The organism is Bacteroidia bacterium, assembly GCA_040880525.1.
Classification (GTDB): domain Bacteria; phylum Bacteroidota; class Bacteroidia; order CAILMK01; family JBBDIG01; genus JBBDIG01.
The window spans coordinates 36930-50912 of record JBBDIG010000050.1; the positions used below are offsets into that span (position 1 = coordinate 36930).

The window sequence follows — 13983 nt, forward strand, 5'->3', positions numbered from 1 at the left end:
CGGCCAGGTCGCTCTGCCGCTCTTGGTAGCGGAATATTTTATAAACTTTGCTCCGCCTAAAATTAAACCTAAAATGGAAATTGGTGAAAAGCTAAAAGATTTTGAACTGCCTGATTATGAAGGCAACCAGGTTTCGTCTTATGACCTGATAAATGAGTACGCATTGCTCGTACTTTTCATTGCCTCGGATTGTGAGCTAAGCCGGGCGTATGTGGCCCGTGTTTGCAAACTTATAAACCGCTATGAGGAGGACGATCTTGGAATATTGCTCATAGACCTGAAACCGGATAAAGAGGGATTTGTGGAAATGCAACGGTGCCTTCAGGAGTATAATCTCAATCTGAAACATCCTGATATACGCTTCCTGTTTGATTCCGGTCATAGTCTTTCCGAGCAGTTTCCAATAGAAGTTACACCCACCGCCTTTCTTTTTAACCAGCACCGGGAGTTGGTATATCGAGGCCCGATTGACGATGCCGGAGAAAATCCAACCATCATTACGCGCGTATACCTGGAGGATGCCATTGAAAATGTACTTGATGGACTCGAAGTGGATTTCCCTGAAGTGGAACCGTACGGCACTCCTGTCAAGAAGCTTAAGTAGATGAAATTTCCTGGAAAAGTGGCTGTGGTCACCGGGGCCTCTTCCGGGATTGGCCGTGCTATTTCAATTGCACTTGCCGCTGAAGGTTGTAAGCTGGTACTGGCGGCACGCAATGCAGAAAAATTACAGGAAACAGCCAGGCTATGCAGAGAACGGGGAATTGAAGCTATAGTGGCAGAGACCGATGTTTCCGTGGAGGATGATTGCCGTAGACTGATCTCCACAGCCGTTCAGCATTTTCAGAAAATTGATATTCTTGTAAATAATGCCGGCATATCCATGCGAGCCTTATTTGAGGATACCGAACTTTCCGTGATCAAACGAGTGATGGATATTAATTTCTGGGGAGCTGTTTATTGTACCAAGTATGCCTTGCCTCACCTGCTACAGGCCAGAGGTTCATTGGTTGGCGTTTCTTCCATTGCAGGGTATGTGGGCCTTCCGGCCCGTTCAGGATATTCATCATCCAAATTTGCACTGAATGGTTTTCTCGAATGTATCAGGACAGAAAATCTGCACAAAGGACTTCATGTGCTCATCCTTGCTCCGGGTTTTACCGCATCCGGCATTCGTGAGCAGGCACTGAATGCCTCCGGAAAATCACAGCAGGAATCTCCACGAAAGGAAGAGAAGATGATGCAGCCGGAAGAGGTAGCCCGCCAGATGATAATTTCCCTTGTGAAGCGTGAAGACACCAGATTACTGACCGTGCAGGGAAAGCTGACCGTGTTGCTGAAGAAATTTTTTCCGGGATTCATCAAACGCAAGTCGTATGACGTAATGGCCGGAGAACCGGATTCTCCGCTCAGGAAGGCATAACACGAATTTCATCCCCAGGCTGTTCGTTCAAATAACTCTACTATCTAATCGCCACATCCGGGTGAGTCCTGTCAATCATCCATCATTGCCGCAGAAAACGGGCATTATCTGCGCATAGACATATCTTTGAAACCTTCATAACAGCTGATAATTTATGCCCAAGAAAATCCGTCCTCAGGAAGCTTTAGACTATCACAGCCAGGGAAGAGCGGGCAAGATCGAAGTCATTTCCAGCAAACCCACCAACAGTCAGCGCGACCTTGCGCTGACCTATTCTCCGGGAGTGGCTGAGCCATGCAAAGCCATAGATGAGGATAAAAGTAATGTTTTTAAATATACGGCAAAGGGAAATCTTGTCGGCATTATTACCAATGGCACTGCAGTCCTTGGCCTGGGAGATATTGGTCCTGAAGCGGCAAAACCTGTAATGGAAGGAAAGGCTGTACTCTTTAAGGTATTCGCAGATATTGATTGTTTTGACCTTGAAATTTCTGAGAAAAAGGCAGAGGATTTCATTAAGGTGGTGAAAGCCCTGGAGCCGACTTTTGGCGGGATCAATCTTGAAGATATTGCATCACCCGAATGTTTTGAGATAGAGAGAAGGTTGAAGCAGGAAATGAATATTCCTGTGATGCATGATGATCAGCATGGAACTTCCATTATAGTAGGAGCAGCTCTGCTCAACGCCCTTCAACTTGTAAAAAAGAAAATTGAAAAAGTCCGCGTAGTCGTAAGCGGTGCCGGAGCTTCGGCTATTTCCTGCTCCAGACTCATCACTAGCCTGGGCATTAAAAAGGAGAATCTTTTAATGACGGATAGCACCGGAGTTTTGAGCACGGCCAGGAATGATATTGCCGAGATTAAAACGGAATTTGCCAGGGACACGACAAAGGAATCATTGGCAGATGCGATGGAAGGTGCGGATGTATTTATCGGGCTTTCCGTTGGGGGGATCGTTTCTGCACAAATGCTGAAGTCAATGGCTAAAAATCCGGTGGTATTTGCGCTGGCCAATCCAGATCCGGAAATTGATTATCCTGAAGCTGTGAAGGTGCGGAAGGATCTGCTGATGGCTACTGGCAGATCAGATTATCCTAATCAGGTGAATAATGTCCTGGGTTTCCCGTTTATTTTCCGGGGAGCGCTTGATGTACGCGCTACTGCGATAAATGAAGAAATGAAGCTGGCAGCCGTTCATGCGCTGGCCGACCTTGCAAAAAAGCCTGTACCGGAACTGGTGACCTTAGCCTATAACGAAAAGGTGATCAACTTTGGGAAAGACTATATCATTCCAAAGCCGTTGGATCCCCGGCTGCTGACCACGGTGGCTCCTGCCGTAGCCAAAGCTGCGGTAGATTCAGGCGTGGCCAGGATCAAGATCCAGGATTGGGACCAATACGAAATGGTACTGAGTTCCCGCCTGGGTATTGACAGCCAGATAGCGCAGGTAATTATGAGCAAAGCGCGAAAGAATCCAAAGAGGGTATTGTTTGCAGAAGCCGATAGCCGTAAGATATTAAAGGCAGCACAGATGGTGCGGGAGGATGGTATTGCCGAGCCTCTTCTGATGGGCAATATTGCCAGGATACGTGAATTGATCAAAGAGCATAAACTAGGATTGGAAGATTGTAAGATGATTGATCCGCTGGAAGAGAGCAGGAAAAGGCAGGAGTTTGGCGATCATCTTTTCAGGAAACGGCCGCGGAAAGGACTCACGCAATTTGAAGCGGTCAGCCTCATGCGCAACCGGAATTATTTCGCCAGCATGATGGTGGAACTGGGAGAAGCAGATGCCCTTATCAGTGGTATGACACGGAAATACCCTGACACCATTCGCCCGGCTTTGCAGATCATTGGCCATGAAGATGGGCTGGATAAGGTGGCCGGGATGTATATTATGATCACGAAACGAGGGCCGCTGTTTTTTGCAGATACAACGGTAAATGTGGATCCCAGTGCAGAAACGATCATGAAAATTACGGAGCTGGTGGCAAGGCAGGTCAGGCAGTTTAATATAAAACCACGGATCGCATTGTTGAGCTATGGCAACTTTGGATCATCAGAAGGAGAGAGCCCGCAGAAAGTAGCAAGGGCCTATAAAATGCTGAAAGAAAAATATCCTGATATGGTGGTGGATGGAGAACTACAAGCGAATTTTGCACTTAATGATAACTTGTTGAAGGAATATTTTCCTTTCAGCCATTTGGTGGATAAGAGTGTAAATACATTGATCTTTCCCAATTTGTCTTCAGGAAATATTGCGTATAAATTATTGCAGGAACTGGCCGGGGCTGAGGCCATTGGCCCGGTTCTGCTGGGTTTGAAGAAGCCGGTCCATATTCTTCAACTTGGCAGTTCAATCCGCGAAATCGTAAATATGGTGGCGATAGCCGTAGTGGATGCACAAAATAAAAACAGAAAATAGATGTATGCATATATAGAAGGTAAAGTAACCTTCAGAAATCCTGCTTATGTGGTAATAGATGCAGGGGGGGTAGGATACCAGTTGAATATTTCCCTGTACACTTATGAAAAACTGAATGGCCTTGAGAGAGCACGCTTATATACTCACCTTGCGGTGCGGGAAGATGCGCATGTACTTTTCGGCTTTTTTTCCGAAGCAGAAAGATCGCTGTTTCTACGATTAACCAGCGTTTCCGGCATAGGCCCGAATACTGCCAGAATGCTTCTTTCCTCACTTTCTCCGACTGAAGTAACTACAGCAATAATGGATGGAAATGTTTCGTTGTTAACCACCGTTAAGGGAATTGGAGCTAAATCTGCGCAAAGAATCGTAGTAGATTTGCGGGACGCCTTACAAAAAGATACGCCTGAATTTATTCAGGATGTAGCAGAAGGCGGTAGCGCCAAGCAGGAAGCTCTTTCGGCCCTTGCGGCCCTGGGTTTTGCTCCCGGTCCTTCTGAAAAAGCAATTTCCAAAGCACTGAAGGTGAATCAGGATTTAAATGTGGAAGCACTCATTAAGCAGGCTTTAAAATCGCTGTAGTCAATATATTTCTAGGATTAGCTATATGCTCAATAATTTGAAACGCGTTACTCTAACCGTTCTTGCGGGTTCTGTTATTTTAATTTTCATTCTTGGATCTGAGGCAAAAACGCCTGACAATTCATATTTTAACCCGGAAACGCTGAAAATGTTAGCGCCTCCGGATACATTGGATGATACCTCAAGGCTTCACTTTCCTCTGAAACCGGGAATGGGGGGCAGTCATAGCATGGACCTGAAAACTCCGGAAGGTTATGAGAAACATGTGGAGCTTGACTCCACTCTGGAGAACTACAGAGTTTATTATACCTATAATGGAATGCCAGTAGGTGAGGAAGAACTGATTCCGGTTGAGGAATACTTAGAGCAAAACACCCGCGAATACCAAAAGGATTATTTTAAAACCCGCTCAAGCGCACAAAACTTTGTGCAGGGCGACAGGCTTATTCCAAAAATAGATTTAGGGCCACCTCTACTTGATGATATATTCGGTGGCAGCTTCGTGGATATTCGTCCGCAGGGTTCTGCTGAGCTGATATTTTCAGGAGATATTAACCGAGTTGAAAATCCTGCCTGGTCTGTACGGCAGCAGCGTACTACGCAATTTAAATTCGACCAGAAGATCCGGATGAGCGTGGTGGGAACCATTGGTGATCGCATAAAAATAGGAGTGAATTACGATTCAGAAGCCAGTTTCGATTTTGATAATGAATACAAGATAGCGTATGAAGGCGATGAAGATAAGATCGTCAGAAAAGTAGAAGCCGGGAACGTTTCATTGCCCATTCCGGGCAGCCTCATCACTGGAAGCCAGGAACTCTTTGGTGTTAAAACCGAACTTCAATTTGGAAAGCTAAGGGTGGCAACGCTCTTTTCTCAACAGAAAAGTGAGAAGAAAGAGATCGTCTTAGAAGACGGGGCGCAACGCCAGGAGTTTGATATCTCAGCACTGGATTATGACGCGAACCGCCATTACTTCCTGAATAACTTTTTCCGGAGCGGCTATGACCGCTATATGCAAAGTTTACCGGTCATTAATTCGCCAATTATTGTAACGCGGGTTGAAGCTTGGGTCACAAACCGTTCAGGTGCTTATAATAACACAAGGAATATTGTTGGCTTCATGGATCTGGGTGCGGTGGATCCTTATAATGACAATATCAGCAGTAATGGAGGATATCCGCGGAATGGCGCAAATAGCCTGTACAATACCCTGGTTAGCAATCCTCAATTTCGCCAGTTGTCCACTTCAAGCCAGGCACTGACGGGCTTGTTCGGAGCCGCTGGAGGCGAAGATTATTCGAGGATTTCCAATGCCCGCCAGCTTACACAAAATGAATTTCAGTTCAACGCAAAACTTGGATTCATCTCTTTGAACCAGCCGCTGAATAATGACGAAGTCCTGGCAGTTGCCTATGAGTATACTTACAATGGCGCAACCTATCAGGTGGGGGAATTTGCCCGCGACTATGCACCCAGCCAGGCCAATGATCAGGTTCTTTTCCTTCAATTGCTGAAAAGCGAAAACAGGAGAGTGGATTTACCTACCTGGGACCTGATGATGAAGAATATTTACTTTCTGGGAAGCTATCAGGTGCAGCCTGAAGATTTTCGTCTGGAAGTAATTTACCACGATGACCGCTCTGGTTCTGACCTTAATTATATTCCTGAATCTTCGCAGCCCCAGCTTTCCGCAAAGCCACTCATCAGGGTGTTTAATCTTGACCAACTCAATACGCAGGAAGAAGCATCGCCTGACGGACGTTTCGACTATATTGAAGGAGTGACGGTAAACTCCGCAACAGGCCGGATCATCTTCCCCGTGCTGGAACCATTCGGATCTTTCTTGCGATCAAAATTTGATGATCCTGCCCTCGCTAATAAGTATGTATACAGTGAATTGTATGACTCCACACAATTCCAGGCAGAGCAGTTTGCGCGGCTCAATAAATTTTTCCTGAAAGGATATTTTCAATCAGCGGCAGGAAATGAGATCAGCCTGAATGCGATCAATGTTCCTGAAGGTTCGGTGAGGGTTACGGCCGGGGGAGCTCCTTTAACTGAGGGCCAGGATTATACGGTGGATTACAATCTCGGAAGGGTTACGATCATTAATCCCAGCATACTTAATTCCGGTTCTGTAATTAAGGTAACAACGGAAAGCACAACACTTTTCAGCGTGCAACAAAAAACGCTGATGGGAACTAGGCTGGATTATCAGTTCAATGAAGATTTTTACGTGGGCGGCACATTGCTTCATCTTCGCGAGCGGCCAATTACCCAGAAAGTAAATATTGGTGATGAACCGATCAGTAATGTTATCTACGGACTGGATGCTTCTTACCGGACTGATTCCAGACTCCTTACGTCTCTTGTGGATAAAATTCCATTTATTGATACAAAGGAAAGATCTGAACTTCTCCTCTCCGGGGAATTTGCCCATCTGATTCCCGGACATCCTAAACTGCTGGGCTCAGGCGGTACTGCATATATTGATGATTTTGAAGGGAGCGAAGTGCCTTACGACATGAGGGTCGGCAACTATTGGGTTCACGCATCTACCCCTACCGGCCAGCCTGACAAGTTTCCCAATGCTGATCTGGTGAATGATTTACGGTACAATTACAACCGGGCGCTTATCTCCTGGTATAGCATTGACCAGATGTTTTACCGGGACGGGAGCAACCTGATGCCTGAGTACATGCGAAATGATGCAGAAATGCGCAGTAATCACTATGTGCGTGAAGTGAAAGAACAGGAGGTATTTACCAACAGAGAAATCGGAAGCGGACAACCCGGTACGCTCCCTACTTTCGATATCGCTTTTTTCCCCAGAGAACGTGGTCCATATAATTACAATGTGGATAATATGGATCCCAATACCGGTGAACTCATGAATCCTGAAGACAACTGGGGTGGCATTATGCGCAGAATAGAAACCAGTGATTTTGAAGCAGCAAATATTGAATATATGGAATTCTGGATGATGGATCCATTCATTTATGACTCAGCCACGAGCGGAGGTGAAATTTATTTGCAGCTAGGAAATGTATCAGAGGATATCCTTAAAGATGGAAGGAAGCTCTATGAAAACGGTTTACCTGAAACGGAGGCATTAGTAAACGTAGATACCACTACCTGGGGTCTTGTGCCCACCCTGCCGGAAATTAATGATGCCTTTAATAATGAGCAAAGTGCCCGGCAATACCAGGATGTAGGGTATGATGGTCTCACGAATGAAAATGAGCGTAGCTTTTTCAGTACCATCCATGATTTTATTCAGGAGGTAGAGACAAAATATGGGGCAGGTTCGGATGTAGCGAATTCCATTCAGCAGGATCCTTCAGGAGATGACTACCGGTTTTTCAGGGGCTCGGAGCAGGACGAGCAGAGACTCAACGTCATTGAGCGCTATAAATATTACAACAACCCTGACGGCAATTCACCCACACCGGAACAATGGCCGGATGACTTCAGCAACAGCGGACAACTTCAGCCAAATGATGAAGACATTAACGGAGACTTTACCCTGAGCGAATTCGAGGATTATTTTCAGTACAGAATAGAACTGCGGCCCGATAGAATGAGGGTCGGGGAGAATTACATTGCTGACAGAAACGTGGTGCCTGTAACTCTGCCTGACGGTACATCTGAAAATGTAACCTGGTATCAATTTAAAATACCTGTCCAAAGCTATACCGGCCAGATCGGCCAGATCCGCGATTTTAAATCTATCCGCTTTATGAGGATGATCTATACCGGTTTTCAGGACAGCATAATTACACGATTCGGGACGTTTCAGCTCATTCGGGGCGAATGGAGGCGCTATCTCTTCGACCTGAAAACTCCCGGTGAGGAAACGCCTGTGGACGATCAGGCATTGACAACCTTCGATATCAGCACAGTAAATATTGAGGAGAACGGTCGCAGAAACCCTATTCCTTATGTGTTGCCTCCGGGCATTGAGCGAGAAGTAAACGTGAACACCACGGAACTGCTGGAGCAAAATGAGCAATCTTTGGCACTGTCAGTTTGCGAACTGCAGGATGGAGATTCGAGAGCTGCATACAAAACCATCACCTTTGATGTAAGGCGGTATAAGAACCTGAAAATGTTTGTTCATGCAGAAGGCAATAATCTTAATGACGATGAATTATGGCTCTTCATCAGGCTAGGAACAGATTTTAACAACAACTATTACGAGTATGCTTATCCGCTGACGATAACCCAGGGACAAACCAGAGAACCCACTGAAATTTGGCCAAGGGAAAATGAACTGCTGATTCCGCTGGATGAACTTTATACCACCAAAATACAACGGAACAATTCCGGCACCGGATTGCTGGTTCCCTATACCCGCGAGTTCACTAATGAAAATGGAAAGGCCGGTATTATTACGGTAGTAGGTAGTCCGGATCTGAGCAATATGCGAACGATCATGATGGGGCTCAGGAACCCGGCTACCGATGATCCTCTCAATCCTTTTCCTGATAACGGGCAGTCATTATGCGGGCAGGTGTGGGTGAATGAACTGAGGGTAACCGATTTTGATGAGGAGGGAGGCTGGGCAGCTATTCTAAGAGCAACAGCAACTCTGGCCGATTTCGGAAAAGTAACTGCCACGGTAAACCGCCAAACCATCGGATTTGGTGGAATTGAGCAGAACCTCCAGGAGCGTAGTCTCTACGACCAAACAGGAGCTGACATTCAGGCCAGTTTCGAACTCGGAAAATTTCTACCGGCCAAAGCCAATGTCAGGATCCCAATGTTACTGACCTACTCGGTACAATCTGAAAAACCGAAGTATAATCCGCTGAATCCGGATCTTCTGCTGGAGCAGTCGCTGGCCGAAATGGGAGGAGGAGCCCGTGATTCTTTGCTGGAACTCTCGGAGACTTTTATCCAGCGAAAGGGTGTGACGTTTACTAACGTTCAGAAAACCAGAGGAGCTCCGGCCCCCGGGGAGACAGCGGCAAAACCGCGATTTTATGATATAGAAAACTGGTCGCTCACCTATATTTATAACCAAACCTACAGACGAAATCCAACTACGCTCTACGACAGTGTAACAACCCATAAAGGCATTCTTGCTTATAATTTTGGATTTAATCCCAAACCGGTAGAGCCACTCAAGAAACTGAGCAATAGCAAGTTTCTGAAGCCAATTACAGATTTTAACTTCTTTTATCTTCCCCAAAGCATAAGTTTCCGGACGGAGCTGGACAGGCGATATGGCGTCCTGAAATATCGTGACCTTGGTGAAGTAAAAAGCATCCTGACGGCCAACTACGATAAGAGCTTCCGCAACAGGCGGATCTACGATATGCGATGGGATTTGACCCGCTCCCTGAAACTGTCTTATTCCGCAACCGCTGATGCACGTTTTGTGGAGCCGCCCGGCCCGCTGGATACAAGAGAGAAAAAAGACAGCCTCTGGGAAAGTATTTCCCGCCTCGGACAACTCATGAATTTTGCCCAGAATGCTACGTTAAGTTATGACCTTCCTCTGCGCAAACTCCCTATCACAGACTGGATAACCTCCCGTACAACCTATAGCGCTACTTACAACTGGATAGCAGCACCTCCGGCCGCTGACAGTCTCGGAAACATTGCTCAGAACAACCGGGATATCCAGATAAATACCCAATTCAATCTCGTTAATCTTTATAATAAAATAACATTCCTGAGAAATATAAACCAGGGAAAGAGCAATGCTGAAGAAATAAGAAAGAGAAGAGAGCAGCAGCAGCCGAAGGAGGATACAGAAGGAGAGGAAGAAGAGGATGAGGAAGAAGAAGAAACAGGGCTTGCCGGCATTAAAATAGTGGAAGGGGCTGCCAGGTTACTGATGAGTGCGCGCAATTTCTCCATCAACTACCAGTTTGGACGAGGGACTATCCTGCCAGGATTTTTACCCAGGCCGAATATAATTGGTCAGGATTTTTCCAGAAATGCACCCGGGTTGCCGTTTATCTTCGGCTCGCAACGTGATCTACGTGCAAGAGCAGCTACAGAAGGGTGGATCACCACGGACACCAACCTTACAGCGTTGTACGTGAGAAACAGAACTAAGAATCTTACCGCGCAGGGAACATTGGAACCCGTGAAGGATCTGCGAATAACACTGAATTTTTCCCAACGCGAAACTGAGAACTTCACCTCCAACTTCAGAACGATGGATGGATCCTCGTTTGAAAATCTTTCTCCGGTAACCAATGGCAGCTATTCATCCACCGTTATTATTCTGCCAACTGCGTTTCAGAAATTAGGTGATCAGAATGAAAGCCAGACATTTGACAATTTTGAGAACTATCGCACAACGGTTGCAACTCGGCTAACTGAAGCAGGACAGCAGGTGGACAGCCTTTCTTCTCAGGAAGTGCTTATCCCGGCATTCCTTGCTGCCTACAAAGGTTCTGACCCTTCAGAAATTGGATTGAGCGCATTTCCCAAACTGCCGCTTCCGAACTGGAGGGTCAATTATAATGGCCTCTCCAAGATCAGTTTTTTCAAGCGTTTTGCCAATAATATTGTACTGAATCATGGCTATAATGCCACTTATAGCGTGAACAACTATCTTTCATCGCTTCAGACCAACCGAATTGAAATTCAGCAGATAACTATACAGGAACAGTTCGCTCCATTGATCGGAGTAGATATTACATTTATAAATAATGTAACAGCACGTACTGAGTACAAAAAGAGAAGGATGCTTTCATTCACTTTTTCCAACTACCAACTCACGGAAGTGCGCGAAGACGGGATCACTATAGGATTGGGTTATCGCACCAAAGATTTTGTAGTGCCATTTAAATTCAGCGGGAAAAAACTTGTATTGCCGAACGACCTCTTATTTCGGCTGGATTTCTCCTGGCGAAATGACAAGACCCTTATTCGCAGGCTGGATCAGGAAATCACCGAGGCCACAGCCGGAATTGCTTCCTACTCCATTGATCCTGTGATTGAATACACGGTTAACGACAATTTGAATGTCAGGATATTCTTTAAGCGGGAGGCCACCATCCCTGCCGTGGCTACCAGCTATCCCAGGAGTTACACTCAGTTTGGGTTTAGCCTGAGATATACCCTGACGCAATAAAGATTGAATTGAGAATACCACAGCCCTAAGGGATAAAAGAGCCGGCTCTCTCTGGCATTTTCTCCTGACGAAATAAAAATAACTGTAATTTCGGCACCCAAAAAAATAAAGATTGAAGATGAATTTTCCAGAGGAATTGAAGTACACCAAAGACCATGAATGGGTGAGAATCGAAGGCGACAATGCCATTATTGGAATAACTGATTTTGCCCAGAGCGAACTGGGAGACATTGTATACGTGGAAGTGGATACAGTGGGTGACGAATTGGAAAAAGATGAAGTATTCGGAACCGTGGAGGCAGTAAAAACAGTATCAGACCTCTTTATGCCACTTTCCGGAGAAGTATTGGAACTGAACGAAAAACTGGAAGAAAACCCGGAGGTGGTAAATGATGATCCATACAAGGATGGCTGGATGATCAAGATCAGGATGAAGGATTCTTCAGAAGCAGATCAACTGCTTTCAGCCGCAGAATATAAAGAACTTGTCGGCCAGTCTTAATATATCCCGGGCCTGGAATTTCTTGCGGTGGCTGATCCCGGCAATTTTATGGGGTGGCTTCATTACTATAATGAGTGGCGTACCCGGTGGAACTATTAAAGTAAAAAATTTCTGGGATCTCATCACATTTGATAAGTTTGGCCATGTGGCCTTTTATGCGGTTTTCAGCTATCTGCTCGCAGTAGGAATCTATAAGCAACATACGTTTAAGGCTATTCGTTATCATGGAAGGATTTATGTTTTATGCATTTCAGTGCTTTTTGGCATCTTACAAGAGATCTTTCAGTTGCTTCAAAATGATGGAAGATCAGCCGAATTTGCTGACGTGATCGCGAATACGGCCGGGGCATTGGCAGGAGTGGCAATATTCAATTTAATCTTTGGCAAAGTGCTGAAGGAAACAAAATAAATTAATTGTATGGAACCTAAAAAAACGGAAAGAGCAGACGTAGATAAACGAAGAGGCATGTTCTTCATGGGCGGCCTTATCTTTAGCTTACTCGTTGTAATCGTGGCATTCACTATTGAAGAACAGGATCCGGAACCCATGGAACTCACCAGCAACCTGATGCTTGACGAGGATGAAGAAATTATCCTCAATACACAGCAGGAGGAGAAACCGCCTCCACCGCCCCCCCCTCCGGAGCTCGAAGTGGTGGACGATGAGGAAGAGATTGAGGAGGATCAACCTGAACTGGAAGATGTGGACGTGGATGAAGATGTAGCGATGGATATGCCAGACATTGAGGCCCCTACAGAAGAAGTTAAGGATGATAAGATTTTTGTAACCGTTGAGCAGGCTCCTTCTTTTCCGGGTGGAGAAGCGAAATTGTATGAATACATTAATAAGAATCTGAAGTATCCTACGATGGAAAAAGAGAATAACATCCAGGGTACAGCGGTGCTTACTTTCGTAGTCGAAAGAGATGGTTCTATTTCCAATATTAAAGTGCTGAAAGGCGTAAGCCAGGGTATTGATGAAGAGGCAAAGCGCGTGGTGAGGAATATGCCGCGCTGGACTCCCGGTGAACAGCGCAACCGGCCGGTAAGGGTTCAGTTCGTGCTTCCCATTCGGTTTGTGCTTTCTTATTAAGCAATTCCCCAAGATGTTTAAAAGCCTGTTTCTATCCGAAGCAGGCTTTTTCATTTTCAAGAACTCCTGATCCCTTTTCAGAAAAGGTTCGTCCGGGTTCATAAATGGCGGAAGTTTTCATGGCTTGTTGCGTTTAAATTCAAAACGTTTCCGTTCATTTTAAAAATTTAAAACCATGAATTCTCCACATTCCAAAAATGACAGGATTGATAGCCAGCGGGGCATTTTTTTTCAATTGGGGCTTGTAATCTCCATTCTTTCCGTCATCATTTTTATGAATTTCACTTACTCTGTCAAAAAGCCTGAAGCAGCCGAAGAACCTGTTGATCCTCCAACTGATTTTAATGCTAAAGTCACAATAATTGAAAAGGAGGAAAGGAAGCCGGAAGAACCGGAACCAACGAAGGAGCAACAAAAAATTTACGATCCGGATAAAATTAAGATTGTCGAAAAGAAGGCAAAACCCTCCCCGGATTCCATAGTTCCGCTGATTGATACTTCAATGTTTTCGATTTATAAGGAGCCAAAGCCAGATGATGAGCCGGTACCTTTTGACTTGATGGAAGATAAACCTGCATTTCCGGATGGAGAAGAGGGATTGTATAAATTTATGGGAAAGAATATCAAGTATCCGCCAAGAGCAAAAAGGGAATCAGAACAGGGGACGGTGGTCGTTTATTTTATAATAGAGAAAGATGGCTCGGTGGGCAATATCAAAATATTGAAAAGTGTGTCGCCCGAAATTTATGCCGAGGCCATTCGGGTTCTGAAGCTCATGCCCAACTGGTCTCCGGGTAGGCAGCGTGGAGAATACGTTCGGGTGAGCTTTATCTTTCCTCTGAAATTCTCGCTGCAATAA

Annotated in this window: 9 protein-coding genes; all 9 read left to right on the plus strand. The window is 45.5% G+C overall.

All coding sequences use genetic code 11. The annotated features are described in order from the left end of the window. Positions 1 to 73 precede the first annotated feature (73 nt). The 9 genes from WD077_14140 to WD077_14180 all read left to right on the plus strand — a co-directional run bounded on the left by WD077_14140 (position 74) and on the right by WD077_14180 (position 13983). A complete protein-coding gene (locus WD077_14140) occupies positions 74 to 604 on the plus strand; it encodes a redoxin domain-containing protein (GenBank protein MEX0968371.1) in 531 nt (176 codons plus the stop codon). Continuing rightward, entirely contained in the window at positions 605 to 1423 is an 819-nt protein-coding gene (locus WD077_14145) for an SDR family oxidoreductase (protein MEX0968372.1), read from the plus strand. Positions 1424 to 1577: 154 nt separating this feature from the next. Then, a complete protein-coding gene (locus WD077_14150; protein MEX0968373.1) occupies positions 1578 to 3848 on the plus strand; it encodes an NADP-dependent malic enzyme in 2271 nt (756 codons plus the stop codon). Next, entirely contained in the window at positions 3849 to 4430 is a 582-nt protein-coding gene (gene ruvA, locus WD077_14155; protein ID MEX0968374.1) for a Holliday junction branch migration protein RuvA, read from the plus strand. A 148-nt stretch (positions 4431 to 4578) separates the two neighbouring features. Further along, positions 4579 to 11529: a cell surface protein SprA gene (sprA, locus tag WD077_14160; GenBank protein ID MEX0968375.1), complete on the plus strand. Its 6951-nt coding sequence runs from the start codon at positions 4579 to 4581 to the stop codon at positions 11527 to 11529. Between the two features lie 118 nt (positions 11530 to 11647). After that, entirely contained in the window at positions 11648 to 12031 is a 384-nt protein-coding gene (gcvH, locus tag WD077_14165; GenBank protein MEX0968376.1) for a glycine cleavage system protein GcvH, read from the plus strand. After that, positions 12015 to 12440: a VanZ family protein gene (locus WD077_14170; protein MEX0968377.1), complete on the plus strand. Its 426-nt coding sequence runs from the start codon at positions 12015 to 12017 to the stop codon at positions 12438 to 12440. Before gcvH ends, WD077_14170 begins: the two co-directional genes overlap by 17 nt. Positions 12441 to 12449: 9 nt before the next feature. Continuing rightward, complete coding sequence (locus tag WD077_14175; protein MEX0968378.1) at positions 12450 to 13124, plus strand: energy transducer TonB; 675 nt, start codon at positions 12450 to 12452, stop codon at positions 13122 to 13124. 175 nt (positions 13125 to 13299) lie between these two features. Then, positions 13300 to 13983 (plus strand): energy transducer TonB, encoded by a 684-nt coding sequence (locus WD077_14180; protein MEX0968379.1) that lies wholly within the window; start codon positions 13300 to 13302, stop codon positions 13981 to 13983.